Source organism: Micromonospora sp. NPDC049201, from assembly GCF_055586805.1.
This window is the reverse complement of sequence record NZ_JBVJHM010000001.1, coordinates 202696-229318: the sequence shown is the minus strand read 5'-3', so window position 1 is coordinate 229318 and position 26623 is coordinate 202696. Positions and strand designations below refer to the sequence as shown.

Genomic DNA, 26623 nt, shown 5'->3' with positions numbered 1-26623 from the left:
CCGGTCAGTCCGCCGGCCCGCCCCGGGCCCGGCGTGCGGCGGCCCGGAGCGCGTGGTCGATCTCGGGGTGCGCGTCCACCCGCCAGGCCAGTGCCAGCGTCGCGGGCGGCGCCCCGCGCACCGGGACGTACGCCACGCCCGGCGTGGCCGCGGTGCGGGCCAGCAGGGACGGCACCGGGCAGCAGCCGACACCGCCGGCCACCGCGCGCAGCAGCCCGGCGACGTCGGTGACGGGCTCCCCGGCGCCGACCGGCGCGTCCGGGGTGAGCCGCCACCCGGCGACGAAGGCGGCGTCGACGTCGTCCGGCATCGGCACCTGCGGCTCCCCGGCGAGGTCGGCCACGGTCAGCTCCGGTCGTCCGGCCAGGTGGTGCCGCGCCGGCACAGCCAGCAGCCGCCGGAACGCGCCGACCGGCTCCAGGTGGAGGTCGCGAACGGCGTCCGGTGTGTACGGCGGCCACAGGTAGCCGGCCTCGGCGGTGCCGTCCCGCAGCCGGGAGAGGTGCTCCCGGAACGGCACGCCGGTGAGCGTGACCTGCCAGTCCGGCAGGTCACGCCGCAGCCCGAGGACGGTTTCCGCCTTCAACTCGTCGAGGCTGGCGGCCAGCGTGGTGATGAGCAGCCGGCGACCCGGCGCCGGGTGCGCGGCCCGGCGCGCGTCGCGGCGCGCCTCGGCGGCGAGGTCGAGCAGGGCACGCGCGTGCGGCAGGAACGCCCGGCCCGCCGCGGTGAGCGCGACCTGCCGTCTGCGTCGGGAGAACAGCTCGACGCCGAGGTCGGTCTCCAGCGCCCGGATCCGCGCCGACAGCGACGGCTGTGCCAGGCCCAACTCCTCGGCGGCGGCGGTGAAGTTCATCCACTCCGTCGCGGCGACGAAGGCCCGTACCCGCTCCAGGTCCACCGGCCCCACCCTAGCCAGGTCGGATAGGAGAAACCTCTCGACACCGTGCCGGCGTCTCTTGGACACCGGCGGTCCCGGCGGGTCATGGTCGGGGCGTGTCTTCCCTCATCATCTACGGGGCCACCGGGTACGTCGGCCGGCTCGTCGCCCGCCTCGCCGTCGACCGCGGGCTCCGCCCGGTGCTGGCCGGCCGGGACGCGAACCGGCTCGCGGCGCTGGGTCTCGACGCCCCGGTCCGTACCGCCGCGTTGGATCAGCCGCGCGCGCTGGACCGGCTGCTCGCCGACGCCGCGGTGCTGCTGAACGCGGCCGGTCCGTTCGCCCGGACCCAGCAGCCGTTGCTCGACGCCTGTGTCCGGACCGGAACGCCCTACCTCGACCTGTCCGGGGAGGCGGCGGAGTTCCTGACCGTGTGGCGGCGGGACGCCGAACTGACCGCCGCCGGGGTGATGGCGATGCCCGGCGTCGGCTTCGGTGTGGTGCCGACCGACGCGGTGGCCGTGCACCTCGCCCGGCGGCTGCCGACCGCCCGCCGGCTGGAGCTGTCGTTCGCCACCGTCGGCCGGGTGTCGCGCGGCACGCTCGACACGCTCACCGGGGGCATGGCGGACGCCGGGGTGCAGCGACGCGACGGGCGGCTGGTGCCGGCGCGCGCCGCCGCCGAGCACCGGTGGATCGGCGACGGCGCGACGCGTACCCGGGTGGTCACCAACCCCTGGCGCGCGGACGTCGTCTCCGCCGCGCGGTCCACCGGCGTCGCGGACGTCGCGACGTTCTTCGCCGCGCCCGCGCCGATCCGCCTGGCGCTGCGCGCCGCCCCGGCCGCGCCGTGGCTGGTCACGTCCCCGGCCGCGCGGCGCGTCCGGGCCGCGTTGCTGGCCCGGCTGCCGGACGGGCCCACGCCGGCGCAGCTCGACGCCGGTCGCACGCTTGTGCACGGGCTGGTCCGCGACGACGCGGGCACGGTGGCCGAGGCGGTGCTGACCGGCCCGGACGCCTACCGGTACAGCGCCCACACCGCGGTCGAGCTGCTGGCCCGCACCGCGGCGGGGGACGCGCCGCCGGGCTACCGCACCCCGGCCGAGGTGCACGGCCCGCAGATCGCGCTGACCACGCCCGGCACGTCGCTGCGGGACCTGCGGTGACCGCCCCCGGATGGCCGCCCGGCCGGGAACCGGCGCGCTGCCCCGTGCACATTCGCAACGAGGCGTTCGTGCCGCTGCCCCCGCAGGCGGTGTGGGCGCGGCTCGTCGACGCCACCGCCTGGCCGTCGTGGTACCCGAACGCCCGGCGCGTCGTGCTGACCGGCGCGCCGCTCCTCGGCCCCGGCGTCGAGTTCCGCTGGACGACGTCGCGGGTCCGCGTCCGGTGCGTGGTCGACCGCTGGGAGCCCTACCGGCTGCTGGGCTGGACCGGTCGGGCGGTCGGCTCGTCCGGGCACCACCGCTGGGTTCTCACCCCGGTGCCGGGCGGGACCCGGGTGGTCACCGAGGAGACGCAGACCGGGCTGCTGCCGCACCTGGCCGCTCCGGTGCTGACCCGGTCCCTGCTGCACTGGCACCAGCGCTGGCTGGACGGCATCGCGGGCTGAACCCGGCGCGGCGGGGAATCTCACCAGCGGTCGACGTGCAGCACCTCGTCGAGTGGCTGGCGCTTCGCCGGCCGGAACGTGTCGCCGGTGTAGTAGGCGGTGGGGATCAGGGCCGCCTGCCGGACCTCGGCCGGGAGGCCCAGCAGCTCGGCCACCTCCGCCTCGTACGCCAGGTGGAGCGTGGTCCAGGCGGTGCCGAGTCCGCGGGCGCGCGCCGCCAGCATGTAGCTCCACGCGGCCGGCAGCAGCGACCCCCACAGCCCGGCCTGGTTGCCGGCCGGCAACTCGCCGCCGCCGGAGAGCCGCAGGCACGGGATGAGCAGCACCGGCACCTGGCCCATCCGGTCGCCGAGCCACGCCACGCTCTCCCCCACCCGCCGCTGCACCGCGGCGCGCTCGGGCTCGTCGACGAACAGCCGTGCCGCCGACCCTTCCGACGCCAGGTAGCTCTCGACCGCGCGGCGGTAGAACCCGCCGATCGCGGACCGTACGCCCGGGTCGGTGACGACCATCCAGTGCCAGCCCTGCCGGTTGGAGCCGGAGGGCGCCTGCAGGGCGATCTCCAGGCACTCCCGGACGAGGTCCATCGGCACCGGACGGGTCAGGTCCAGCCGCTTACGCACGGTTCGGGTGGTGGTGAGCAGGTCGTCGGGGGTCAGTGGCAACGTCGGCATCCCGCCAGCGTGGCACGCCGGCGGGCCGGTCGTCCCGACGGGTGTCAGCCGCCGGTGGCCACCGGCCGGATCACGGTGAGCACCGCACCCGCCGGGTCGGCGAGGGCGCACACCCGACCGGTCATGACGTCGCTCGCCGGCACCAGCACCCGGCCACCCGACCGGACGGCCCGCGCGGCGGTGTCGTCCGGATCGGTCACCGCCACGTAGACCATCCAGCCGGTCGGAAGCAGGTTCCGCAACGGCGGCGGCATCCGCAGCCGGCCGGCGACCGGGCCGGCCGGGCCGGCGAGCAGGGCGTAGGAGTCGTCCGGCGCGCCCGGCGGCACCGAGGCCCGCAGGCCCAGCGCGTCGGCGAGGAACCGGTCGGCCGGCCCCGGGTCCCCGGTCATGTACTCGTACCAACAGGGCTGTCCCACCCCGGAGGCCGCCGTCGGCGCGCCGGCCCGCAGGCGGAAGGCCGCGCCGAGCGGATCGCGCACCTCGTCGCCGGTGACCCGGGCTCCGGCCCGCTCGGCGGTCGCCCGGACGCCGGCCGGATCGGCCGCGCCGAAGACCGTCCACCACCGGGCCACGCCGTCGCCGCGGCGCAGCTCGGCGGCGACCACCCCACCGGCGTACGCGGTGCCGCCGTGCGCGGTGGTGGTGAACGTCCAGCCGAACAGGTCACCGTAGAAGTCACGTGCCGCATCGAGATCGTCGGTGACGAGTTCGGCGCCGATGGGCGACGCCGGGGCGGGGGGTGGGGTCACGGGGTCCTCCGGGTGCGGTCGGTCGGTCAGGGCTCGGGCGGCCGGACGACGGTCGGCACGACGACGGTGTCCTGCCAGGCGTGGGCGGTCCGACGCAACAGCTCGTCCAGGGGCGCGGGACGGCCCAGATGGAAGCCCTGCCCGGCGTCGACGCCGAGCGAGCGCAGCGCCGGAACCAGGGGCGCGTGCTCGACCGACTCGGCGACGGTCCGCATGCCCAGGCCGTGCGCGGCGCGGACGACGGCGTCGATGAGGACCGGGTCCGCGCCACCGCGGTCCGCCTGCCGGACGAAGTCCCCGGCGATCTTCACGGTGTCGAAGGGCAGGTGCTTGAGATAGGCGAACGACCCGAAGCCGGCGCCGAAGTCGTCGAGGCTCAGCCGGCAGCCCGCGGCGCGCAGCGCGTCGGCGAGGTGTCGGACCGCGGCCACGTTGGTGATCGCCGCGGTCTCGGTGACCTCCAGTCCCAGCCGGTCGGCCTCGATGCCGGCGGCACGCAGGGTCCGCACCACCCAGTCGCCGAACCCCGGTGACTCCAGCGAGCGGGCGGAGATGTTGATGTCCAGCCGTAGGCGGGCCCGGGTGGGACCCGGCGCGGCCAGGGCCGCCGTCGCCGTGGCCACCACCCAGCGGTCGAGGTCACCGATGAGGTCGTCGCGTTCCACGGTGGGCAGGAACTGCGCGGGCGACAGGGCCGGCTGCACCCCGTCGCGCAGTCGGATGAGCAGCTCGTGGCTGATCACCCGGCCGGTCGACAGGTCGACGATCGGCTGCGCGTCCAGACCCATCCGGTTCTCGTCGAGCGCCCGGCGCACCCGGGTCGTCACGCTGACCCGGCGCACGGCGTGGCGGTACTGCTCGGGCAGGTAGAGCCGGGCCCGGTTGCGGCCGGCGTCCTTCGCCTCGTAGAGGGCCAGGTCGGCGTGCGCCAGGAGGGTGTCGCGGGTGTCGCCGGGCTGCCGGGCGGCGGCGCCGATGCTGAGGGTCACCCGCAGCCCGGCGCCGGCGGTCGGCACCGGGGCACGCACCACGGCGTCACACATCGCCTCGGCGAACACCACGGCGCCCGCCGCGTCCGCCCCGGGCAGGACGACGGCGAACTCGTCCCCGCCGAGCCGGCCCAGCACGGTGCCGGGCGGCAGCTCGTGCGCCAGCAGCCGGGCCAGCGCGCGCAGGACCTCGTCGCCCACCGCGTGCCCGTGCACGTCGTTGATGTCCTTGAAGTTGTCGATGTCGACGAGCAGCAACGCGCCGGTGCCCTGGTCGTCGGCGAGCAGCTCGTCGATGCGGGCCAGCAGGGCGCGCCGGTTCGGCAGGTCGGTCAACGGGTCGCGCTCGGCGAGGCGGGTCAGCTCGTCCTGGACCCGGCGTATGTCGGTGATGTCGTGGGCGGTGCCGAGCACCCGCGTCGGCGCGCCGGCGTCGTCGGTGAAGACCTCGCCGTAGCACTCGAACACCCGCATCGTCACGCCGTCGGCGAGGAACATCCGGTGCGTGTACGAGAAGGGTTCGCCGGTGCGCAGCGCCGTGTCGAGCGTGCTCTCGATCATCGCCACGTCGTCGGGGTGCAGCATCCGGCGGTACGACCCGTAGTCGAGGGTCGTGCCGGGCGGCAGCCCGAACATCTGCAGCAGCACGTCGCTCCAGACGACCGCGTTGCCCCGCACGTCCCACTCCCAGGTGCCGACCTTGGCGAGCTGTTCGATGTGCGCCAGCCGCCACCGGTAGTTGCGTCCCCGCTCGCGCTCCTCGCGTTCGGCGCTGACGTCACGCACCTCGACCAGCCGCAGCCGCTGGCCCGCGTGCTCCATGCCATGGCACCGCATCTGAAACCACCGCAGGGTGCCGTCCGCGGCGGGGACCGGGAGGTCGGTCATGCTCTCGCCGGGTGCCAGGCCGGCCAGCGGCAGCTCGTCCAGGCCCGGCCCCAGCCGGTGACCGGCCAGGTTGCGCCACAGTGGCCGACCGTCGGAGGCGAGGACCACCAGGGCCGTGGTGATGGTGTCGGCTGCGATCACCGACAGAGCGCTCACTCGGGATCACCCACTTTCTGCACCGACCGGGAGCCCGGCACGCGACGGACGACGGAAGGTCATCTTGCCGCGACGCGGAGTCTATCGACGCACCCGGCCGGTCCGCCCGTCGAGCACCCCCTCCGGTGGCCGCGCCGACGGTGTTCGCGGTGAGCGGAACACTAGCCACGTAACTCCGTAATCGTGTAATCATGTAATCACGAGCAAAGGAGTCGTCATGTCCCCTCGCCACACCCCGCCCCACGCCCGATCGGAATCCCCCGCCGACGCCACCGGCTGGATCACCGGCGTGACCCCGGACGGATGGTTCTCCGAGCCACCGCAGGTCGTGATCGACCGCGACGAGATCACCATCTGGGGCCGCCTGCCCGAACCCCAGCTCGCCGCCGACGTCACCGACGCCGACCGCACCGCCGCCCAGGCCGGGCGGATCCTCCGGTTCCGGGAGGACACCCGCGACGACCGCATCCGCGTCGCCCGCCAGGTCGAGCACCGCTACCAGCGCAAGGTGAGCTGGGGGGTGCGCTGCGGGGCGACCGAGCAGTTGTTCTCCCACCTCGCCGCGCCGGTGATGACCCGGCTCCGCCAGCCGGAGCGGCAGGTCCTCGACACCCTGGTGGACGCCGGCGTCGCCCGCTCCCGATCGGAGGCGCTGGCCTGGTGCGTCCGGCTCGTCGGCCGGCACACCGACGACTGGCTGACCCAGCTACGGCAGGCCATGACGACGGTCGACGACCTGCGCCGACAGGGCCCCGACGGCGTCTGACCGGCGCGGCCGGGCCGGCAGGCGCCGAGGCGAGCATGCACGCCTACGAGCAGCGGTTCGGCAAGACCTGTGGCGTCACCTACCGCGACGGCAACTGGCGGAGCGGCGGCGGGTACGGCGTGATCCTGGCCGACTACCAGATCACCGCCGACTGCGTCTGATCCACCGCGTGCCGGGCGGCCCCCGGTCGCCCCGGAATCCGCCCGGCACGGGCGGCGCCCGCGTCGTGGCGGGCGCCGCCGCAGCGGTTCAGCGGGCGGTGGGGGTGCGCGGTCCGTCGCCGGTCGACTGTCGGCCGCGGGTGGCCACGAGGCTCCAGCCGACGGAGACGGCGAGCGTGCCGACGATGACGCCGAGGGTCAGCGGGATGGGCAGCTTGCCGACCGGGGTCTCGGAGAGGATCAGCTTCACCCCGGCGAACGCGAGCAGGAACGCCAGGCCGTGGTGCAGGTGCACGAACCGGCGCAGCAGGCCGGCGAGGCAGAAGTAGAGGCTGCGCAGGCCGAGCACCGCGAAGGCGTTGGCGGTCCAGACGACGAACGTGCTGGTGGTGATCGCCAGGATCGCGGCGACGGAGTCGATCGCGAAGATCAGGTCGGTGGCCTCGACCGCGACGAGGACGACGAACAGCAGCGTCGCGACGCGCCGGCCGTCGACCCGGGCGAAGAACCGGTCGCCGTGGTAGCGGGCGTCGGTGGGGACGACCCGGCGGACGAGACGGACGACGAGGTTGCGGTCGGGGTTCATCTCGGCGTCGTGCCGGAACGCCATCTTCCAGCCGGTCCAGACCAGGAACAGGCCGAACACGTACGCGGTCCAGAAGAACGTCTCGAGCAGTTCGGCGCCGACGAAGATGAACACCAGCCGGAACAGCAACGCGCCGATGACGCCCCAGAACAGCACCTTGTGCTGGAACGCGGCCGGCACGGCGAAGTAGGTGAAGACCAGGGCGAAGACGAAGACGTTGTCCACCGACAGCGCCTTCTCGATCAGGTACCCGGCGTAGTAGGCGCCGGCGGCCTCGTCGCCCTGCCACAGCCACAGCACCACGCCGAACGCCAGCCCGGCGGCGATCCAGACGGCCGACCAGATCGCGGCCTCGCGGAAGCCGATGACGTGGTTGTCACGGTGCAGGAACAGATCGACCGCGAGCATCGCGGCGATCACCAGGCTCAGGGCCAACCAGGCCCACAGGGGTACGGACACGGCGAGCGCTCCCTCCGACCGGGCCGGCGGGTCGCCGGCGAACGGGTCGAAGGTCTCCCCTGGCCGCCCGACGGGTGCGGACGGTTCGCGTGGCCGGAGCCCGTGGGCGGGCTCGTCCTGACGGCCGACGCGTCCGGTGCGGGATGGGTACTCCCCCTCGAATTACGATCCATTATTCGGTAATCTGAGTTCGCAAGTCAAGGGTCGGGCCCGGCCCCGGCGACGCCTAGACTTGACGTCGAGGTGCATCGATGGACAGGGGCCCTGGGCGGCTGGCGTGGGACCGGCCCGACCCGAATCCGACGACCGGGCGCGACGAGCCCGGGAGCCGTCCCCCGCTGTGGTGCGGGGTCCTGGGCCCGCTGCACGTACGGGTCGCCGGGACCGACGTGCTCGGGCCGGGCCCGCGACAGCGGGCGCTCGTGGCCGCGCTGGCGCTGCGGTACGCGGCCGGCGTGCCCCTGTCCGCGCTCTCGGCCCGGGTGTGGTCCGAGCGCCACGACGTGGACCGCGGCGCGATCCGCGTCCTCGTGCACCGGCTCCGGCAGCGGCTTCGGACCGCCGGTCCCGACGCCGACGCCGGTCTGCGCCGCACCGCCGACGGCTACCGGTGGGACCTCGGCCCGGGGAGCAGCGATCTCGCCGACCTTCGTCAGCTTCGGGACCAGGCCCGTCGCGCCGAGGCGAGCGGGGATCTGGCCCGGGCCGTGGACCTGCTCGACCGCGCGTCGGCGCTGGTGCGCGGTGCGCCGTGCCAGGGCGTCTGGTCGGATCCGGACCGGTGGCCCGAACTCGTGGCGGTCGGCGAGGAGGTGCGGGAACTGCGGCGGATGTCGTTCGACGCGCGCCTGCGGCTCGGCGACCACCGGACGGTCCTGCCCGACCTGGCCGCCCTCGCCGCGCAGGAACCCACCGCCGAGTGGGTGCACGACCTGCACCTGCGCGCGCTGTCGCTCGCCGGCCGGTACGACGAGGCCGTCACCGCCCATCGGGCCTTCCGCCGGCGGCTGCGTGACGACCTCGGGGTGGAGCCGAGCACCGCGCTGGTGCGGACGTACCGCCGGATCCTCGACCACGACGAGCCGCTGCCGGGAAGCTCGCCGCCGGCGCGCGAGGTGATCCGGGCCGGCGCGGACGACCGGTCGCCGTCGCCGGGGAGCCGAGCCGCGCTGCGGGCGTTGACCGAGGCCGGCGCCTACATCGCCGACCGGGGCGACTACCGGCGGGCGGCGCACTGCCTCACCGCCACCCTGCGGCTCGGTGGGGACCCGGCCTCCCGCGCCGAGGCGTTGCTGCGGCTCGGCGAGGTCCGCTACCACCAGAGCGGCGCGGGGCTCGACGAGCTGACCCGCGCGGCGACGCTGTTCCGCCGGGAGGACCGGCGGCACCAGGCTGCCGAGGCGCTGTCCTGGCAGGCCCGGGTGCTCTGGCTCCGCCCCGGGGACGGCGACTCCGCCCTCCGGCGGGTGGCGGAGGCCGTCGACCTGATCGACGACCGCGCGCCCGACCCGGCCGGCGCGGCGGCCCTGGTCAACATCTGCGGGATCCTGGCGGTCAGCGACCGGGGCCGGCCCGCGCGGCGAGCGGGACTGCTCGGGCTGGCCTGGGCCCGGCAGATGTCCCTGACGCCGCTGGACCTGCGAGCCCGCGCCAACCTGGCGCTCGTCGACCTGACCGCCGGGGACGCGGACGTGGTCGCCGAACTCGCACACCTCACGCAGGCGTACCGGGGCCGTCTCGGCTGGGTGCCGCCGACGCTCTGGGTCGCGCTGGCCGACGCCGAGGACCGGCGGGCGCGGCTCGGCCCGGCGGCCACCTACCGGGAGCTGGCCGTGGGGAGCATCCGCGGGCAGGAGGCGACCGCCGACGTGCCCTGGTTGGTCGCCGAACGGGTGCGGGAGGCGTTCCAGCGCGGCCGGTGGACCGCGGCGCGCGGCGCGGGCGTCCGCTACCTGCGCGGCGAGCACCGCCACCACCGGATGGCCTCCGAGGTGCACGTCGTCCTGTCGCGCCTGGCCCTGCACCAGGGCGACCTGCCGACCGCCGACCGGCACTCCGGCGCCGCGGAACGCCTGGCGCGGCGCGACGGCGGGGCGACGCTGCTCGGCCCCGCGCTGGTGCAGCGGCTCCGGGTGCGGATCGCTCTGGACCGGCCGCGCGCCCGCATCACCGCGACGGCGGAGGAGTTGCTGGACCGGGTGCACGGCGCGGCGCTCACCAGCAGCTTCGGCGTCGACCTGCCGTTGGCGTTGCGCGAGGCGGGCCTCGACGTGCGCGCCCTCGCCCGGCACGCGCCCGTCGAATCGCCGTGGCGGCAGGCGGCGGAGGCGGTGCTGGCCGGCGACATGGCACGCGCCCGGCGGACCTACCTCGCGGTGGGCAGCCGGGGCGACGCCCGCCAGGTGACGGCGGCGGGCGGGTGACCGCCCGCCCGCCGCCGTCGGGGCGGTCACCGGTCAGTTCAGGCCGGCGAAGTCGAACGGGATCGCGCTGCCCCGGCTCACGCTCTGGCCACAGGTGCCGGCCGAGTTCCAGACCTGCGGCGAGTCGTAGCGCAGCATCTCGAAGTGCAGGTGCGTGCCGCCGATGCCGGGCGGCGAGACCCCGCCGGTGTAACCCATGTAGCCGATGCCGTCACCACGGTTGAAGTACTCCCCCACCCGCATCCGGGAGACGAACCCGTCGAGGTGGCCGTAGAGGGTGCTCCAGCCGCTGGTGTGCGTGATGATGACGAAGTTCCCGTAGCCGCCGGCGTCCCAGCCGATGTAGCTCACCGACCCGGCGTAGGCGGCCGAGATCACCGACCGGTAGTTGCCGGCGATGTCGTAGCCGTCGTGGTTGTCGTAGCCGGGGCACCGGTCGTCCACCTTGCTGGTGATCACCCCGGTCGCCGGCCACTTGACCGCACCGTAGGCCGCCAGGGCCGGTGCCGGCGCGGCGCCCGCACCGAGGCCGAGGCCGCCGGCCACCAGGGCGGCGATCATGAGTACGCGGAGAAATGTCCGTCGCATGGCGGAAGTCCTGTCGTAGACGGTGGGTTTCCGAAGCGCGCGCCGCTGAACCAGGACAGTAACGACAGGACCGTTTCATCACCGTTACACCGGCCGCGACCCGTGCCGACGCCGGACCCCCGGGCGTCGAGGGACCCGACAAGCAGGATGTGGACGTGGGATCCCGGCGGCCGGCCAGTGGCGGGAGCGCCCGGAGAAGTTCGGGTCGCTGATGCGGCCGGGGGCGCACGGCGATCACGACGGGGCGGCCGGCGGTCAGTAGAAACATCCGGTGGCGGGCAGCGCCGAGGGCGCCGGGACGGCGGCGCCGTCGTAGACGGCCAGCAGGAGCTGCTGCGGGCAGCGGTTGGCGCCGTTCACCCGGATCTCCAGGTGCAGGTGCGGCCCGGTCACGTTGCCGGTGGCCCCGGTGTAGCCGACGACCTGCCCGGGGGTGACCCGCGCCCCGGCCGCGACGACCCGGGACGACAGGTGGCAGTAGAGGTAGTACACGCCGTCGTCGGCGGTGAGGCCGATGCCGTTGCCACAGCTGCCGCCCGCGTAGCCGACCGTACCGGCGGTGATCGCGTACGTGGTCACGCCGGTCACCGTGGGCAGGTCGATCGCCGGATAGTCGTGGTGCGGATCGTCGTACTCCGACCGGGGCAGGACCGAGCGGTCGATGATCGGCGCGTAGAGGCCACCGCCACCGCCCCCGCCGAGCAGCCACTGCCAGGTCGTCGCGCCGACGGTGGTGCCGCCGGTGAGTCCGCGCCCGGTCTTGAAGGCGGTCACCGCGTCGGTGGTGCCGGCGCCCCAGGCCCCGTCGACAGTCAACCCGTACCCGTACTTGTTCAACGCGGTCTGCAACGCGCGTACCGCGTTGTTGTTCGCGCCGGGGTCCAGCGTCACGACGAGCCGCGACCAGGTCAGGGCGCCGACGACGCCGTCGGCGGTGAGGCCGTTCGCGGACTGGAACGCCTGCGTCGCCGCGGTCGTGCCGGCGCTGAAGGCGCCGTCCACGGTCAGGGTCTGGCCGTGGTGCCGGAGCAGGAACTGGGCCGAGGCGACGTTGGCGCCGGACATGCCGGCGCCGATGGTCGGCCAGGCAGGTGTGGCGGCCTGCGCGGCGGCCGGGCCGACCAGGACGGCGGTGAGGGCGAGCACCACCACGGCCAGTCGGCCGGTGAGGCGTCGGAGGGAAGTCGGCATCGGCGCTCCTCATCCAGGAGATGACCGGCCGGTTCGCTGGCCCGGCCCGTCCGGTCCGGGACGGCTGCCGGACCCGGCACCAGTATCACGACGGCGATAAATATTTACAAGGATTGAGAAAGTGTAAAAGGTCTTCGCCGGCGGATCTGCGGTGGACAGGGCAGTTCCTGGCCGCCGCCGAGACGGTGCTGCTGGGCAGTGGTGCCGCGCGGCCGGGCTGGTGCCGCAGCCGGAGTGAGCCGGCGACGCGGGCGCGGCGGCCGTCGCCGTCCCCGCGTCGCCGGTCGGCTCAGTGCAGCCGGGTCTGCCAGTCGCTCGGCACCCGGCCCTCGGGCCCCGGGGCCGGCTGGTCGAGCGGATGCGCGTGCGGCTCGGCCAGCTCCGGCCCGCCCGCGTGGAACCGGCCGCGGGAATAGTCCCAGAACCACGACTCGCCGGGCTCGAAGCTCTGCACGATCGGGTGGCCGGTGGTGGCCGCGTGCGCGGTCGCGTGCTGGCCGGGCGACGAGTCGCAGCAGCCGACGTGCCCGCAGGCCGCGCAGCGGCGCAGGTGGAACCACCACCCGTCGGTGGACTCGCACTCGACGCAGCCCGGTCCGCTGGGCGGCACGGCCGGGTCGATCGCCACGGTCTCGGCCGGCGATGCCGACTCGGGCAGGTCGTTCACGATTGTTCCCCTCCGGTTGGTGACCGCGTGCACGCTCCGGCCTGCATCATGTCGCCTTCCGGCCGGCGGTGCATCCGCGTGTCGCCCGATCCCGCCGTGGACGTCCCCGTCAGGTGACCCGGATCGCCCCGGCCGGGCAGAGGTCGGCGGCGCGGCGTACCCGCTCGGCGCACTCCGCCGGCGGCGCGGCGGCCAGCAGCAGCACCAGCCCGTCCGCGTCGTCCTGGGTGAACACCTCCGGCGCGGCGAGCACGCAGTTCCCCGAGCCGCAACAGGCGCCCCGGTCCACCTCCACCCGCACCGTCCACTCCTCGCCGACGGGGCCGCCGGCGGCGGTCACCAGGTCACCGGCAGCGCGTCGAGACCGAAGACGATCGAGTTGTCCCGGGTGCTCAACTCCTCCGGGGCGGCCGTCACGCGCAGGTCGGGAAAGCGGCGGGCCAGCCCCGTCAGCGCGATGCGCAACTCGGCGCGGGCCAGCGGCTGCCCGATGCACTGGTGCACCCCGAACCCGAAGGCCACCTGCTGGTGCGCCTGCCGGTACGGGTCGAACCGGTCCGGATCGTCGAAGACCTCGTCGTCCCGGTTGGCCAGGGAGATCAGGGCGATCACGCCCTCGCCGGCCCGGATCGCCCGGCCGCCGATCTCGACGTCCTCGGTGGCCACCCGGAGCACCCCGGTCCGCAGGACGCTCAGGTAACGCAGCAGCTCCTCCACCAGATCCGCGGTCCGGTCGGGCTCGTCGCGCAGCAGCGCGTACCGCCCGGGTTCCCGGGTCAGCAGCAGGACACTCAGCCCGATCATGTTGGCGGTGGTCTCGTGACCGGCGACGAGCAGCAGCATCGCCATCCCGACCAGTTCGTCCACGTCGAGTTCCCCCGGCTCGACCCGTTCCCGGATCAGCCGGCCGAGCAGATCGTCCGATCCGTCGGGCCGGGCCCGCTTGGCGTCGATCAGCGCCCGGAGGTAGTCGCGCAGCGCCCCGAACTCGTGCCGGAGCTGTTCCGGCGGCAGCTCGCGATCGAGCAGCGAGCGGCTGCGGGCCTGGAAGAAGTCGTGGTCGGCGTAGGGGACGCCGAGCAGGTGGCAGATCACCATGGACGGCAGGGACAGGGCGAAGGTCGACACCAGATCGGCCGGGGGCCCGGCGGCGGCCAGGGCGTCGAGCGACTCCTCGACGCTACGCCGGATCAGCGGCTCGATCCGACGGACATTCTTGATCATGAACTCGGCGGTGAGCATCCGGCGCAGCCGGGCGTGCTCGGCGCCGTCCATCCGGAAGAACATGCCCTTGCCCTCCTCGGCCTCCCGGGGCGGCAAGGGGCGCAGCAACGGAAAGCCGGGGCGGTAGAAGTCGGCGCTGAAGGCGGGGTGCCGCAGCACTTGACGGACGTCGGCATGCCGGGTGACCAGCCAGGCCGCGGCCCCGGTGGACAGGCGCACCCGTCTCACCGGGCCGCCGTAACGCTGGCGCTCCGCCTCGTCCAGCGGGGCGAACGGACCTCGGGTGGGATTGACCGGCGGCCAGAGCGGCAGTTCCGCCTCCACGGCACCCATCACATGTACCACCTCCGATTGAAGCGTTGAGTAGTCACATCGGTGCGCCACGTTACTCATCGATGAAGGTCGACACAATCCCCACGGTCGAGGCCCAGGACGCGGTCAGCGTGCGCGCCGTACTACCGGCGGCGGCGCGATCGTCAACACCTCCGGCATCGGCAGCCGAAGGGCGGACCTATCGACGCCTGGGAGGCGGCGTCCCCGGGCGTCCGGGCGAGGATCAACGGCGGCATTCCACTCGGGCGGATGGCCCGAGCCGCGGGAGGTCGCCGAAGCCGCCGCCCGGCTGCTCAGCGACCCCGCCTCCATGGTGACCGGCGCGAGCCTGCCGGTGGGCAGGTCAGGGCGTCCAGCGTACGCCCGGGTTCACCCGCCCGGACCAGTCGAAGACGGCCATGTTGTCCCACTGGTTGCCGGTGCCGTTGATGTTCCCCGGGTCCCAGCCGTTGCCGCGCACGGCGTACCAGGTCGGTTCCCAGTAGAAGACCCCGATGGCGCCGGCGTTGCGCGCGGTGTTCTGCACCCAGTCGAACTCCTGGGCCTGCCCGGCCCAGGTCGCGGCGATGCCGTCACAGGTCGCGTCGCCGACGGCGTTCGGCTCGCCGTCCGCGTCGTCGCGGGTGAAGGGGTACGCGGTCTCCACGATCACCACCGGTTTGCCGTAGCGACCGCGCAGGTCGACGATGTTCCGGTAGAGGTTCGCCAGCGTGCCGTGCCACATGCAGTAGTACGACAGGGCGGTGACGTCCCACTGCACGCCCTGGGCGCGGATGCCGTCGTAGAACCAGCGGGCGTTGGCGTTGCTGTCGGCGTCCGCGGTGTGGATCATCACCGGGATGTCGCCGCCGCACGCCTTGGTCGCCTGGTAGCCCTGCTTCAGCAGGCCGGCCAGCGGCGCGAAGTCGTTGTTGACGACTTTCCCCTCGTTCCACAGCATCCCGACGTTGATCTCGTTGCCGATCTGCACGCTGTCCGGCGGGGTGCCCTGCGCCCGGAGGCTGGCGCAGACGTCGTAGGTGAAGGCGTACACGTCGGTCCGCAGCTGGCTCAGGCTGTGGCCGGCCCAGGCGGCCGGCTTGTACTGCTTGCCGGGGTCGGCCCAGGTGTCGGAGTAGTGGAAGTCGATGAGCACCTTCAGGCCCTTCGCCCGGGCCGCGCTCGCCTGGGTCAGCACCCGGCTCTTGTTGTTGTAGCCGCTGGCCGGGTTGTTCCAGACACGCAGCCGGACGTAGTTGACGCCGACGGACTTCAGGATGTCCAGGGGGTCGCGGGCGACACCGCCGGCGTCGTAGTACCTCGCGCCCAGGTCCAGGCTGCGCTGCAACGAGGAGACGTCGGCGCCCCGCATGCTGAGCGTGTTCGCGGCGGCGGCCGGCGCGGGCGGGCCGCCGAGCGTGGCGGTGACGGCGAGGACGCCGGCCGCGACGGCCGCGGCCAGGGCCCGGGGGCGGCGGTGGGATACGGCGGGACGGTTGCTCACTGCCCTGCCCCTCACGCACCGACGGCGCAGGGTGCGCCGTTCAGCGAGAAGCCGGTCGGCGCCGCGTCGCTGGCGCCCCACCGGCCCTGGAGGCCGAAGGTCGCGGAGCCGTTCGGCGCGAGCGTCCGGTTCCAGTCGACGTTCCGGGCGGTCACGGTGGCGCCGGTCTGCCCGACCGTGGCGTTCCATCCCGAGGTGACCTGCTGGTCTCCGGGGAAGGTGAAGGTGACGGTCCAGCCGTCGATCGGCGCCGCCCCGGTGTTCCGGACCGTCACGGTGGCCACGAATCCGCCCGGCCACTCGGACTCGTTGCGATAGCTCACCCGACAGGTCGACGGCGGCGGGGTGGGCGGGGTGTCCGCCGTGGGCAGGGTGACCGAGTTGGACGCGATCGACACGTTGCCCACCGCGTCCCGGGCCCGCACGTAGTACAGGTTGCGGAGCGGCGTCGACGGGGGCAACGCCGCCGTGTAGGTCGTGCCCGCCACGGTGGCGACGCGCGTCGAGGTGAACCAGCCGTCGAAGCGGTAGACGTCGTATCCGAGCACGCCGACGTCGTCGGTCGACGGCGACCAGGACAGCGCGGCGGTCGTGCCGGTCACCTCGCCGACGGTCAGGTTCCGGGGGGCGGTCGGCGGCGTGGTGTCCGGGCCGGTGTCCGTCACCGGGGTGACCACGGTCACCGTGTCCGACGAGCCGGAGCGGTGTCCGAGGCTGTCCCGGGCGGCCACCCGGAACGAGTACTGGCGGCCCGGCTGGATGTAGCCGGTGATCGTGGTGGTGGTGACGTCCCCGACGCTGGCGCTGTAGAGGACGTCGTCGAACGGCTGGTAGTACGTGATGTCGTAGCCGGCGACGGGGCAGCAGCCGGGCGTGGCGGCGGTCCAGGTGAGGGTGACCGAGCGGGTCGTCACCTCGCTGGCGGTCAGGTTCGTGGGCGGGCTCGGCGGGAAGGGCGTGGTGCTCGGCGCGCTGGGCGCCGCGGCCGGACCCGAGGACCCGATCGCCGGTGTGGTGCCCACCATGGTGCCGAGCACCGCGACCACCAGCACGAGGACGGCCAGCAGACCCGATCGAGGACGGCGGAACGGCGAGGACGAGCAGACGCCTGTCATACCTCGACGATGCCCGCAGATATCGATGATCGCCAACATGTCCCACACCTCGGTCGATCTTGACCACCCGACCGCCCGCGGATAAGTTGAACGCGTTCAAACAAGGTCGGGCGAGGAGGGGCCATGAAGGTCGTCATCCCTGGCGGCACCGGACAGATCGGCACCATCCTGGATCGGGCGTTGACCGCCGACGGCCACGACGTGGTGCTGCTGACCCGCTCACCGGCGGGGCCACGTCAGGTCCGGTGGGACGGCGTCACGCTCGGCGACTGGGCCGAGCGGATCGACGGCAGCGACGTGGTCGTCAACCTGGCGGGGCGCAGTGTGAGCTGCCGGTACACCGCCGCGAACCTCGACGCCATGATGAGGTCCCGGGTGGAGTCCACGCGGGTGGTCGGCGAGGCCATCGGCCGGGGGGCCCGACCGCCCCGGGTGTGGTTGCAGATGAGCACCGCGACGATCTACGCGCACCGCTTCGACGCCGCCAACGACGAAGACGCCGGCCTGATCGGCGGCGACGAGCACGGCGTGCCCGGATACTGGGCGTACAGCGTCCAGATCGCCCGGAACTGGGAGGCCGCGCAGGAACAGGCGGCGACTCCCCACACGCGCAAGGTCGCCCTGCGGTCGGCCATGGTGATGAGCCCCGACCGTGGTGGCGTGTTCGACGTGCTGAGCTGGCTGGCGCGGCTCGGCCTCGGCGGACCGGTCGCCGGCGGCCGGCAGTACGTCTCCTGGATCCACGACCGGGACCTCGTCCGCGCCGTCCGCTTCCTGATCGCCCGCGAGGACCTCGCCGGGGCGGTGAACCTGGCCGCGCCGCACCCGTTGCCTCAGCGGGAGTTCATGCGCGCGCTCCGGTCGGCCTGGCGGATGCCGGTCGGCCTGCCCGCCACCGGATGGATGGCGGAGCTCGGCGCGCTCGCGCTCCGGTCGGACACCGAACTGCTGCTGAAGAGCCGGCGGGTCACCCCGGGACGACTCACCGACGCCGGGTTCACGTTCACCCACCCCCACTGGCCGGCCGCCGCCGGGGAGCTGGCCCGACGGCGTCGCCGGGGACAGGGCCGGGCGACGGCCGACGGCACCGGCCGTTCCCCGGCAGGTTGACTCCTGCCGGACGTCCTGCCTGTCCCCCCACATCGGACGTTGCTTGACTCGGCGTCATGACACACATTCGGAAAGCGATCGCCCGTACGGTGGTCGCCGGAGCGGTGATCGGCGCGACGACGCTCACCGGGCCCCTCGCCGGACACGCGGCGTCCGACCGGCCGGAGGCCACCCGCGCCCCCGGCACCATCCTCGACGTCATCCCGGCCCGGACCGTGGACCGGATGGTCGCCCAGGCCCCGCTCGTCGACGCCGCCAACGTCATCCGCACCGCGGTGGAGCGCACGCCGGCCCGCGGCTACGCCGGCATCGGCCTGGTCGACGACCACGTCACCCTGTGGTGGAAGGGCGCGCCACCCGCCGACGTCACGGCAGCCGTCACCGCCGCCCGCCGCACCGCGCCGGTCCAGGTGGCTGGTGCCACCTGGTCCCGCGCCGACCTGCGCAAGGCCGCCGCCCGACTCACCCCGGTGGTGGAGGCCGGCCCGGCGGGCGCCGGCCGCTCGGTGCGACTGCGCACCGACGGCAGCGGCATCGAGATCGCCGTCGACCGCACCCCGGGCGCCGCGCTGCCGAAGCTGCCGGCCACCGGCGTCCGGACCAGCGTGGTCACCCGCGACCGGATGGTGCCCCGGTCGCGGGCCAGCGACGCCGCGCCGTTCGACGGCGGCGCGGGCATCGGGTTCACCACCCCCGGGTGCACCGCCGGCTTCGGCGTCCGCAACGCGGACACCAACGCCGGCTACGTCCTCACCGCCGAGCACTGCGGCGCCGTCGGCTCGCCCTGGCACGTCGGCTGGAACACGTCCACCGGCACCGGCACGCTCGTCGGCTACGCGGTCGACAGCAACGACGACCACGACACGATGATCATTTCGACGTCCACCCCCGGGGACCACATCTACGTCGGCGGCCAGCACGACGAGGTCCGGGCCCGGGTGGCCGGCTGGACCGAGGTCTTCCCCGGCCAACTGTTGTGCCAGTCCGGGTACACCTCCGCCGGCGCACTCGGCGGCCCGGTCTGCAACCTGCGGGTGGAATTCCACTACGACGACATCGAGGACCTCGTCGAGGCCACCCAGCTCGACGGCGACGAGGCCGCCCGGGGCGGCGACAGCGGCGGTCCGGTCTACGCCGTCAACGCCGACGGCACCGTGCTCGCCGCCGGCACCACCACCCGGTCGGCGGGCCCGGGCTTCGGCTTCCAGGACTTCGCCACCGCCCGCGACGACTACGGCAACCTCGTGCCGGCGACGGCGAGCGCCAGCACCTGCCGGGTCTCCTTCGTCGTCACCAACTCGTGGAGCACCGGATACGCCGCCAGCGTCACCGTCTACAACGACGGCCCGGCCGTCAACGGCTGGTCGCTGGGCTGGACCTTCCCCGGCGGCCAGGTCGTCCAGGGCCACTGGAACGGCGTCTTCCAGCAGACCGGCCCGGCGGTGACCGTCACCAACGAGGGGCACAACGCCGCCATCCCGACCGGGGGCGCGGTGAACGTCGGCTTCACCGCCGACGGCTCCCCCGCCGTGCCGGCGCCGTTCACGCTCAACGGCACCACCTGCAACTGACCTCGTCCACCGACCCGGGCCCCGCCGCACCGCCGGCGGGGCCCGGCCGTCGCGCCGGCCCGGTCCGGCCCGGCCCGGTCCGGTCCGCTCAGGCCGGCCGGTTCCGCCGCACCAGGCCCTGGACCAGTTCCCGGCGCAGCGCGGCGCGCAGCGTCCGCACCTCGGGGGCGTCCAGTTCGCCGCACCTGTCGAGCGCCCGCCGACGCAGCCGGCCGGCGTCGTCGCCCAGGTCCGGGTTCGCGTCGGCCAGGACCGCGAGCGCGTGCAGCGTCTGCGCCTCCCACCACGGGCAGGACAGCGCGGCGTACAGGGCCAACGCCGCCCGCAGCGCGTCGGCCGCCGCCTTCGCCCCGCCCAACGCCTGAAGCGCGAGCCCGTACCGGTGCACGGCGTTGGCCTCGCTGAACGTCGCACCGCACCGCTGGAACACCCAGCGGGCACGGTCGTACTGGTCGGCGGCCTCCCGCCACCGACCCATCCCGGCCAGGTCCGCCCCCAGGCTCATCATCGCGCCGGCCCGGGCCACCGCCGCGCCGGTACGGCTGAGACCGTTACCCCGGCCGTAGAACGCCAGCACCTCGCGGTGCACGCCGGCCGCCTCGGCGAACCGGCCGAGCGCGGCCAGCGCGGCGCCCTGCACGCTCGCCGCGCTGTACTCGCCGAGCGCGTACCCGATCTCGCGGAACAGGCCCACGGCCCGGTGGCTGTGGTCGATGGCCGACCCGCCGTCCCCGGTCCGGACCTGGATCGCGGCGATGTAGGTGAGCGCCCACGCCTCCTCGCGGCGGTCCCCGATCCGCCGGGCCAGGTCCAGCGCCCGGCCGAAGGCGGCCAGCCCGTCGGTGTTGCGGTCCCGGCAGAAGTACCGGGCCCACCCCAGGAAGTTCAGGAGCACGGCCTCGTCGTGCGGACTGCCGGCGGCCTGGGCGGCGGCGAGGCCCAGCGAGAAGATCTCGTCCCAGGAGTGCCGGTGGCTGTTGGCGTCGGAATACCAGTGCAGCGCCCGGGCGACCGCGACCACGTCGGCGTGCCGTCCGCGCCGGGACGCGTCGCGCAGCGCCGCCAGCCAGTTGCCGGACTCCCGGTCCAGCCAGTACGCCGCCGCCCGGTCGTCGTCGAACTCGGAGTCGGCCCGGGAGGCGACCGGTTCGAACATCGCACCGGCCTGCCGGGTACGCCACAGCAGCCAGTCGACCATCCGGTCGTGCGCCCTGGTCCGGGAGACCCGGTGCTCCTCGGCGTCGAGGCGCTCGGAGGCGTAGAGCCGAACCAGGTCGTGGAACTGGTAGCGGTCCCCCACGGTCAGGAGCACCCCGGCCTCGACCAGCTCCTCCAATGCCGCGGACGCGGTTTCCTCGTCGGTGCCGGCCACGGCGGCGACAAGCGCGGCGGCGAAGTCGGCGCCGGGAATCAGCGAGGCACGTCGGAACACCCGTGCGGCCATCGGGTCCAGTTGCCGGTAGGAGACCTCGAACGCGGACCGGACGTCCAGGTCACCGGCGGTCAGCACGGTCAGCCGCCGGCGCTGGTCGTGGAGCAGGTCGACGAGCCGGCCGACCGTCCACTCGGGTCGGCTGGCGAGGCGGTTGCCGGCGATCCGGAGGGCCAGCGGCAGCCGGCCGCAGAGCTTGACGAGTTGATCGGCGGCGGCCGGCTCGGCGGCTATCCGGTCGGCGCCGACGATCGCCGTGAGCAGCAGTCGACCGGCCGCCGGCGGGAGCAGGTCGAGCGGCTGCCGGACCGCGCCGGCCAGACCGGTCAGCGGACGCCGGCAGGTGACCAGCACGAGACACCGGTGCCCGGCCGGCAGCAGCGGACGCACCTGGGCCTCGTCCGCGGCGTCATCCAGGACCAGCAGCAGCGGCCGGTCCCGCGAGAGGGTGCGGAACAGTCCACCCCGTTCGGCCGGTGACACCGGCACCCGGCTGTCCGGCACCCCGAGCGACCGTAGCAACCCGGCCAGCGCCTCGGCCGGGTCGACCGGTCCGGCCGGTGGGCCACCCCGCAGGTCGACGAAGAGCTGCCCACCGGCGAAGGCCGGACCGAGTCGTTGACCGGCCGCGACGGCGAGGCTGGTCTTGCCGATCCCCGGCGGGCCGTGCACCACCACCACCGAGGCGGTGCCCGGTCGCCCGGCGACGACGTCGGCGGCCAGCGTCGCGAGCCGGTCCAGGATCTCCGCGCGGCCGGCCAGGTCCGGCAGGGGCGCCGGGAGTTCTCCGGGCACGGCCACCGCCGGGTGGTCCTCCGGCCCGACCGGACGGTCGGACGACTGCCGCTCGGCCCGGGCCAGGGCGACGAAGCGGTCGCGGTCCGCCCCGGCCAGCCGCAGCGCGTCGGCGAGCAACACCACCGTGCGCCGTTGCGGGTTGCGGACCCGACCGCGTTCCATCTCGCGGATGCCGCGGACGCTGGAGCCGGCCGCCTCGGCCAACTCCTCCTGGGTCAGCCCCCGCTCCCGACGGAACGCCCTGAGCACCGCCCCGAACCGGTCACGCTGCACCTGACTTGTCGGCATGTTCCCCCCACCACCCGACGCCCCACAGTGACGTAACGCGGATCGATGATCCCACGGTGGTGACCCTCCGCAGGGCACTGTGGACGGACTGTGATCATTGCCATGTCGGACAGCGCACCACCCGTAACGCGTCCTAGGAAACTGGTTTACCTGCTGGCCGATCGGCCGCAGCGCGTCGGCCGGCGGGTCGTCGTAGGCTCGGCGGAGCGCCACCGCTGCGCGGCGTGATCGCCGTCCGTGCCCCTCGGACAAGGGAGATCCGGATGCACCTGCCCCTCGACACACCACTGTCGAGCGCGCCGAAGACCGCCGTCCTCTGGGGTGTCTCCTTCGACGGCACGCCGATGTCCGGAGTCGTGGTCGAGTTCGTCAAGCTCGCCGACGTGTTCCGCCAACGCGGCCACCGCGTGCTGCTGGACATCGGGTACGACATCAAGGAGGACAAGAACCGCTTCTTCGATCCCTACACCGACGAGGCCCGATGCCTGCCGTCCTGGATCGAGCTGGCCCGGGTGGACGGGCTCGCCGACGTCGCCGGCTACGACCCGGCGTTCGTCCGCGACACGCTGCACGCGGTACGCCACGGCGACCCCCTGCCGTCCCGGACCGACGCGGTCAGCGACGCGATCGCCGACCGGATCGTCGCCACCTGGCGTCGCCACTCGGTGACGGCCGTGCTGGTGGAGAACGGCACGCTGCCGGAGAACGTCGCGTACACCCGGGCGCTCTACCGCGCCATCGAACGGTACGGCCGGGAGACGGGCCAGGGCACCTACGTGCTGTGGCGTGACCACGACCTGATGTGGACCAGTGAGCCGGCCACCGGGAAGTACGGCGTTCCGCCCTACCCGCACGCGGTGCGCCCGGTCGACTCGCCGCACATCCGCTACCTCGCCCTGCACGAGCAGGCCCGCCGACGCACCCTGGACTGGTCCCCCGGGCTGCGGGACATCCGCGTGCTGCACAACTCGTTCCGGTTCGAGCCGGCGGAGCCGGCCCCGGTCGACCGCCGGTTCCGGACGCACCACGGGATCCCCGACGACGCGGCCCTGATCGCGCGCTTCACCCGGCTGGTGCCGCAGAAGCGGATCGACCGCGACATCGACCTGCTCGCCCGGCTGATCCGGTGGTTCGCCGACCGAGGGGTCGACCGGCCGGTCTACCTGTTCGTCGCCGGCGATCCCACCGAACACCCGGCCACGGCCGCGGCGCTGCGGGCGTACGCCGCACACCGGCAGGTCGCCCACCGGGTGGTCTTCGGTGGCCGGCTGGCGCCCCGTGACGTGCCGCCCGGCCCGGAACGCGGCCACACGGTGGCGGACCTGCTCGCGCAGGCCGACCTGACGTCGTTCCTGACCTCGTACGACTACGAGAGCTACGGGAACCCGATCGGCGAGTCGATCGCCTCCGGGGTGCCCTACCTGACCACCCGCTACGAGATGTACGACGCCGTGTACGGCAGCAAGGGGCTGCACGCCCCGGTGCTCGACGTGACCCCCACCGATGAGGCGCCGATCACCGACGCCTTCGTCGCCGAGGTCGCCGAGCTGCTCACCAATCCGGTCCTGCACCGCCGGGTGGCGGCCTTCAACCACACCCGCGGCAAGCGCTACTTCGCCGCCAACCGGGCCGCGGAGCTGGTGGACGAGTTGCTCGGCGCCGCGCCGGCACCCGTCCCGCGGCCCGGGCCGGCGGCCCCCGAGGTGTACGGCCGGGCCGGGCGGGCCGCCGTGCCCGCCCTGACGGCGGAAACCCGGATGACGGTCGTCCTGCCGGTGCTCAACGAGGCGGCCAACCTCGCCGCGGTGCTCGGATCGCTGGCCGGCCAGCGCGGGCCCGACGGTCCCCTCGACCGGGCGCTGTTCGACGTGCTGCTGGTCGACAACAACTCGACCGACGACACCGTGGCCCGGGCCCGCCGACTGGCCGCCGCCCATCCGGGGTTGCGCGTGCACGTCATCGGGGAGTCCGCACAGGGCGTGTCGTGCGCCCGGAAGGCCGGCATGGACCTCGCCGCCGAGCGGGCCCGCCGGCGCGACGCCGCCGACACCGGTCTGCCCCCGTTCTACCTCGTCTCGGCGGACGCCGACTGCCGCGTCGACGGGTACTGGTTGTCGGCGCTGCTGACGGCGATGGACGGCGGCAAGGCCGCGATCGGGGTCTGCGACTACCACTACGACCGGGAGCACTTCACCGACCGGCCGTTGCTCTGGGACGCGATCGACCGGACGCTGCGGTGCCGGGCGGTGACGTTCGGCCTGTTCGGCGGATTCCCCGACGGCAAGGGATTCGCGGTGGAACGGCAGGCCTACGAGCGGGTGGGCGGCATCGAGCTGTCCTACCAGGTCAAGGACGGCCGGTTCGTCAACCACCTCTCCGACGACTGGGACTTCGGCATCCTGGTCCGGGCCAGCGGTGACGACATCACGTACGTGCCCCGGTCCCGGGTGGAGATCAACCCGCGCCGGGTCGACCACGCGATCGACGAGGTGATCGCCGGGCGGGCGTACGGCGCCGGCGGCATCATCACCATGCGCGACATCCGCCCGGACGCCGCCCACTCCCCGGCCGTCGACCTCACCGAGGACGAGGCGGTCCAGGCGTGGGAGTTCTCGATCAAGGACTTCGTGCCGAAGAACATGATCCTCCCGGTGCTGCTGACCCCGGCCCTGCTCGACGAACGCGCGGTGATCGAGTTCTTCACGCCCGCGCTGGCGGACCGGCTGGCGCGACGCATCGCCGAGATCAGGGCCGAGAGTCGGCTGATCGACTTCGTCCCCATCCACTCCTACAAGTCCCCCAGCTTCCGGCTCTACTTCGAGTTCGCGGCGGAGTTGTTCGCCCGGCTCCGCGCCACGGTCGGGCCGGACATCGGATATCCGCCACCGCTGCCCGACTGCCTCCAGGAGATCCGGGAGGAGGGCGATCCCGGGCGGTTCCGCGATTTCGTCCGCCACTACTGCGAGGACCGCGAATCCGGCGCGGCCCACGACTACTTCGGCAACGGAGGGGTGTTCTGATGAGCGACACCTACGAGGACGCGCTGGCCTCGCTGTCCCACCTCGACCCCGACCATCCGCGGCCCGCCGTCGTGGACGTGCTCGCCGCGCCGGAGAACCGCCGGCTGCTCGAGTACGTCGCCCTCGACCCGTTCGGGTCGCACGTCTTCCCCGGCGACATCCCGGACGCCCCCGTGGACTCCTTCCTCGACGACCTGAACGCGCAACTGGCGAGCACCCGGCCCATCCACCTGTGGTCCTACATCCCGACGTGCAGCTACCGGTGCCGGTTCTGCCAGTACCCGGTGGTGCTGGTGAAGGGCGACCCGGCGGTCACCCGGGCCAAGGTGGACCGGTGGGTCGACCTCAACATCCGGGAGGCCCAGCTCTGGCTCGACCGGGTGCCGAACCTCCGCGACGCGCCGATCGGCGAGTTCAACGTCTTCGGCGGCACCCCGTCCCTGATGTCGCTCGACGCGGTGGCCCGGCTGCTCGACTTCTACCGCGACAACTTCGCCTTCGCCCCGGACACCGCCATCCGGTTCGAGGGCGACCCGACCACCTTCACCGAGCCGCTGTTGGAGTTCCTCCTGGAGCAGGGCTGCCGCAAGCTGTCCTGCGGGGTGCAGTCGTTCGACGACCCGGTGCTGCGGCTGTCCGGGCGGGAGCACGAGGCCGTCGAGTGCCGGGCCTTCCTGGCGAACACCCGCCGGCTCGGCTTCGACTGGGTGACCGTCGACCTGATGTACGGCCTGCTCGACCAGACCGTCGACAGCGTGCGGCGTGACCTCGACACCGTTCGGGAGTACGAGGTGCCCGGCCTGGTCTGCACCAAGCTGCACCTGCGCTCGTACGCCGACACCCGCACCGGGGTCGCCGGTGACCGGCCCGCCGCCTGGCAGTTCGCCGGCTACCGGGACCGGCTCGCCGCCGCCGGCCACCACTGGCCCACACTCGGCGAGCAGTACCAGATGCGCGACGTGCTGGCCGGTGGGTTGACCGCGGCGGGCTACCGGGAGCACCCGACCATGTACTTCCACCGGGCCGGGCACGCCCCGGAGATGTGGAAGGCCATCATGGTGGACCAGGACCGGCAGGACGCCGAGGTCGCCATCGGCCTGGGCGGCAGCTCCAGTTGCCGGCGCTCGGAGGCGATGACCGAGGTCAACGAGCGGCGTTACGTCGAGGCGGTGGAGGCCGGTGTGCTGCCGCTGGCCTCGGCCACCCGGTTCGGGCCTCTGGCCACCGAGTCCCGGTCGATCAAGATGGCCCTGTCGACGCTGCAACCGCTGCGGGACGACCTGCACCGGGAACGGTTCGAGGGCCGGTCGCTGTTCGACGAGCCGTGGGGCGGCGCCTTCGCCGCCCTGGAGCGCCGCGGTCTGCTCACCACGGACCGCGACGCCGGCTCCGTCACGCTGACGTCCACCGGCGAGGTCCTGGTGGAAGCCATCATGCACACCGACCTCGGGTAGCGC

Annotated in this window: 22 protein-coding genes; 9 read left to right on the top strand and 13 right to left on the bottom strand. The window is 74.0% G+C overall.

Annotated elements, in window-relative coordinates; translation table 11 throughout:
* Nucleotides 1–4 precede the first annotated feature (4 nt).
* Nucleotides 5–901 (bottom strand): LysR family transcriptional regulator, encoded by an 897-nt coding sequence (locus ACZ6O5_RS00815; RefSeq protein ID WP_465973808.1) that lies wholly within the window; start codon nucleotides 899–901, stop codon nucleotides 5–7.
* A gap of 95 nt (nucleotides 902–996) precedes the next feature.
* On the opposite strand from ACZ6O5_RS00815, the gene ACZ6O5_RS00810 reads away from it, so the two are divergent.
* A complete protein-coding gene (locus ACZ6O5_RS00810) occupies nucleotides 997–2046 on the top strand; it encodes a saccharopine dehydrogenase family protein (RefSeq protein WP_465973806.1) in 1050 nt (349 codons plus the stop codon).
* Nucleotides 2043–2492 carry an SRPBCC family protein gene (locus tag ACZ6O5_RS00805; protein WP_465973804.1) on the top strand — a complete coding sequence of 150 codons (450 nt, stop codon included), beginning with the start codon at nucleotides 2043–2045 and terminating at the stop codon, nucleotides 2490–2492. The genes ACZ6O5_RS00810 and ACZ6O5_RS00805 overlap by 4 nt, the downstream gene beginning before the upstream one ends.
* A 20-nt stretch (nucleotides 2493–2512) precedes the next feature.
* Here ACZ6O5_RS00805 and ACZ6O5_RS00800 read toward each other — a convergent pair whose 3' ends face one another.
* From ACZ6O5_RS00800 to ACZ6O5_RS00790, 3 genes are read right to left on the bottom strand one after another with little or no spacing between them, the layout of a single operon-like run.
* A complete protein-coding gene (locus ACZ6O5_RS00800) occupies nucleotides 2513–3166 on the bottom strand; it encodes a nitroreductase family protein (protein ID WP_465973802.1) in 654 nt (217 codons plus the stop codon).
* Nucleotides 3167–3210: 44 nt separating this feature from the next.
* Nucleotides 3211–3918, bottom strand: coding sequence for a VOC family protein (locus ACZ6O5_RS00795; RefSeq protein ID WP_465973800.1), 708 nt, complete (start codon nucleotides 3916–3918; stop codon nucleotides 3211–3213).
* Between the two features lie 26 nt (nucleotides 3919–3944).
* Complete coding sequence (locus ACZ6O5_RS00790) at nucleotides 3945–5951, bottom strand: putative bifunctional diguanylate cyclase/phosphodiesterase (protein ID WP_465973798.1); 2007 nt, start codon at nucleotides 5949–5951, stop codon at nucleotides 3945–3947.
* Between the two features lie 217 nt (nucleotides 5952–6168).
* Between ACZ6O5_RS00790 and ACZ6O5_RS00785 the strand changes: the two genes are divergently transcribed.
* A complete protein-coding gene (locus ACZ6O5_RS00785) occupies nucleotides 6169–6717 on the top strand; it encodes a hypothetical protein (RefSeq protein ID WP_465973797.1) in 549 nt (182 codons plus the stop codon).
* 35 nt (nucleotides 6718–6752) lie between these two features.
* A complete protein-coding gene (locus ACZ6O5_RS00780; RefSeq protein ID WP_465973795.1) occupies nucleotides 6753–6878 on the top strand; it encodes a hypothetical protein in 126 nt (41 codons plus the stop codon).
* 88 nt (nucleotides 6879–6966) lie between these two features.
* Here the strand turns inward: ACZ6O5_RS00780 and ACZ6O5_RS00775 are convergent, their stop codons facing one another.
* Nucleotides 6967–7872 (bottom strand): TerC family protein, encoded by a 906-nt coding sequence (locus tag ACZ6O5_RS00775; protein WP_465974312.1) that lies wholly within the window; start codon nucleotides 7870–7872, stop codon nucleotides 6967–6969.
* 302 nt (nucleotides 7873–8174) lie between these two features.
* Between ACZ6O5_RS00775 and ACZ6O5_RS00770 the strand changes: the two genes are divergently transcribed.
* On the top strand, nucleotides 8175–10346 hold the full coding sequence (locus ACZ6O5_RS00770; RefSeq protein ID WP_465973793.1) for a BTAD domain-containing putative transcriptional regulator: 2172 nt from the start codon (nucleotides 8175–8177) through the stop codon (nucleotides 10344–10346).
* Between the two features lie 33 nt (nucleotides 10347–10379).
* Here the strand turns inward: ACZ6O5_RS00770 and ACZ6O5_RS00765 are convergent, their stop codons facing one another.
* From ACZ6O5_RS00765 to ACZ6O5_RS00735, 7 genes are all read right to left on the bottom strand, one after another.
* Complete coding sequence (locus tag ACZ6O5_RS00765) at nucleotides 10380–10934, bottom strand: murein hydrolase activator EnvC family protein (protein WP_465973791.1); 555 nt, start codon at nucleotides 10932–10934, stop codon at nucleotides 10380–10382.
* A gap of 255 nt (nucleotides 10935–11189) precedes the next feature.
* Complete coding sequence (locus ACZ6O5_RS00760) at nucleotides 11190–12125, bottom strand: peptidoglycan-binding protein (RefSeq protein ID WP_465973789.1); 936 nt, start codon at nucleotides 12123–12125, stop codon at nucleotides 11190–11192.
* Between the two features lie 289 nt (nucleotides 12126–12414).
* Entirely contained in the window at nucleotides 12415–12792 is a 378-nt protein-coding gene (locus ACZ6O5_RS00755; protein ID WP_465973787.1) for a UBP-type zinc finger domain-containing protein, read from the bottom strand.
* Between the two features lie 109 nt (nucleotides 12793–12901).
* The gene (locus ACZ6O5_RS00750) at nucleotides 12902–13132 is read right to left on the bottom strand and encodes a ferredoxin (protein WP_465973785.1); all 231 of its coding nucleotides are present in this window, start codon (nucleotides 13130–13132) and stop codon (nucleotides 12902–12904) included.
* On the bottom strand, nucleotides 13129–14349 hold the full coding sequence (locus ACZ6O5_RS00745; protein WP_465973783.1) for a cytochrome P450: 1221 nt from the start codon (nucleotides 14347–14349) through the stop codon (nucleotides 13129–13131). Before ACZ6O5_RS00745 ends, ACZ6O5_RS00750 begins: the two co-directional genes overlap by 4 nt.
* A gap of 343 nt (nucleotides 14350–14692) precedes the next feature.
* A complete protein-coding gene (locus ACZ6O5_RS00740) occupies nucleotides 14693–15832 on the bottom strand; it encodes a glycoside hydrolase family 53 protein (protein ID WP_465973781.1) in 1140 nt (379 codons plus the stop codon).
* An 11-nt stretch (nucleotides 15833–15843) separates the two neighbouring features.
* Nucleotides 15844–16947, bottom strand: a complete 1104-nt coding sequence (locus ACZ6O5_RS00735) for a cellulose binding domain-containing protein (protein ID WP_465973780.1) — start codon at nucleotides 16945–16947, stop codon at nucleotides 15844–15846.
* 123 nt (nucleotides 16948–17070) lie between these two features.
* On the opposite strand from ACZ6O5_RS00735, the gene ACZ6O5_RS00730 reads away from it, so the two are divergent.
* Both ACZ6O5_RS00730 and ACZ6O5_RS00725 read left to right on the top strand, forming a co-directional pair.
* Nucleotides 17071–18057, top strand: coding sequence for a TIGR01777 family oxidoreductase (locus tag ACZ6O5_RS00730; protein WP_465973778.1), 987 nt, complete (start codon nucleotides 17071–17073; stop codon nucleotides 18055–18057).
* Between the two features lie 56 nt (nucleotides 18058–18113).
* Nucleotides 18114–19628 (top strand): cellulose binding domain-containing protein, encoded by a 1515-nt coding sequence (locus tag ACZ6O5_RS00725; protein WP_465973777.1) that lies wholly within the window; start codon nucleotides 18114–18116, stop codon nucleotides 19626–19628.
* Between the two features lie 88 nt (nucleotides 19629–19716).
* On the opposite strand, the gene ACZ6O5_RS00720 is transcribed toward ACZ6O5_RS00725, so the two are convergent.
* Complete coding sequence (locus ACZ6O5_RS00720) at nucleotides 19717–22146, bottom strand: ATP-binding protein (protein WP_465973775.1); 2430 nt, start codon at nucleotides 22144–22146, stop codon at nucleotides 19717–19719.
* Nucleotides 22147–22409: 263 nt separating this feature from the next.
* Here ACZ6O5_RS00720 and ACZ6O5_RS00715 point away from each other — a divergent pair, with 263 nt between their 5' ends.
* Nucleotides 22410–25166, top strand: coding sequence for a glycosyltransferase (locus tag ACZ6O5_RS00715; RefSeq protein WP_465973773.1), 2757 nt, complete (start codon nucleotides 22410–22412; stop codon nucleotides 25164–25166).
* Nucleotides 25166–26620, top strand: a complete 1455-nt coding sequence (locus tag ACZ6O5_RS00710; RefSeq protein ID WP_465973771.1) for a radical SAM protein — start codon at nucleotides 25166–25168, stop codon at nucleotides 26618–26620. The genes ACZ6O5_RS00715 and ACZ6O5_RS00710 overlap by 1 nt, the downstream gene beginning before the upstream one ends.
* Nucleotides 26621–26623 lie beyond the last annotated feature (3 nt).

What these genes read in the sequence shown, in the direction of transcription:
- ACZ6O5_RS00720 (WP_465973775.1), bottom strand. Translation starts at nt 22,146, where the DNA reads ATGCCGACAAGTCAGGTGCAGCGTGACCGGTTCGGGGCGGTGCTCAGG.
- ACZ6O5_RS00730 (WP_465973778.1), top strand. Translation starts at nt 17,071, where the DNA reads ATGAAGGTCGTCATCCCTGGCGGCACCGGACAGATCGGCACCATCCTG.
- ACZ6O5_RS00710 (WP_465973771.1), top strand. Translation starts at nt 25,166, where the DNA reads ATGAGCGACACCTACGAGGACGCGCTGGCCTCGCTGTCCCACCTCGAC.
- ACZ6O5_RS00715 (WP_465973773.1), top strand. Translation starts at nt 22,410, where the DNA reads ATGCACCTGCCCCTCGACACACCACTGTCGAGCGCGCCGAAGACCGCC.
- ACZ6O5_RS00800 (WP_465973802.1), bottom strand. Translation starts at nt 3,166, where the DNA reads ATGCCGACGTTGCCACTGACCCCCGACGACCTGCTCACCACCACCCGA.
- ACZ6O5_RS00760 (WP_465973789.1), bottom strand. Translation starts at nt 12,125, where the DNA reads ATGCCGACTTCCCTCCGACGCCTCACCGGCCGACTGGCCGTGGTGGTG.
- ACZ6O5_RS00780 (WP_465973795.1), top strand. Translation starts at nt 6,753, where the DNA reads ATGCACGCCTACGAGCAGCGGTTCGGCAAGACCTGTGGCGTCACCTAC.
- ACZ6O5_RS00775 (WP_465974312.1), bottom strand. Translation starts at nt 7,872, where the DNA reads ATGCTCGCGGTCGATCTGTTCCTGCACCGTGACAACCACGTCATCGGC.
- ACZ6O5_RS00725 (WP_465973777.1), top strand. Translation starts at nt 18,114, where the DNA reads ATGACACACATTCGGAAAGCGATCGCCCGTACGGTGGTCGCCGGAGCG.
- ACZ6O5_RS00785 (WP_465973797.1), top strand. Translation starts at nt 6,169, where the DNA reads ATGTCCCCTCGCCACACCCCGCCCCACGCCCGATCGGAATCCCCCGCC.
- ACZ6O5_RS00770 (WP_465973793.1), top strand. Translation starts at nt 8,175, where the DNA reads ATGGACAGGGGCCCTGGGCGGCTGGCGTGGGACCGGCCCGACCCGAAT.
- ACZ6O5_RS00765 (WP_465973791.1), bottom strand. Translation starts at nt 10,934, where the DNA reads ATGCGACGGACATTTCTCCGCGTACTCATGATCGCCGCCCTGGTGGCC.
- ACZ6O5_RS00735 (WP_465973780.1), bottom strand. Translation starts at nt 16,947, where the DNA reads ATGACAGGCGTCTGCTCGTCCTCGCCGTTCCGCCGTCCTCGATCGGGT.
- ACZ6O5_RS00745 (WP_465973783.1), bottom strand. Translation starts at nt 14,349, where the DNA reads ATGGGTGCCGTGGAGGCGGAACTGCCGCTCTGGCCGCCGGTCAATCCC.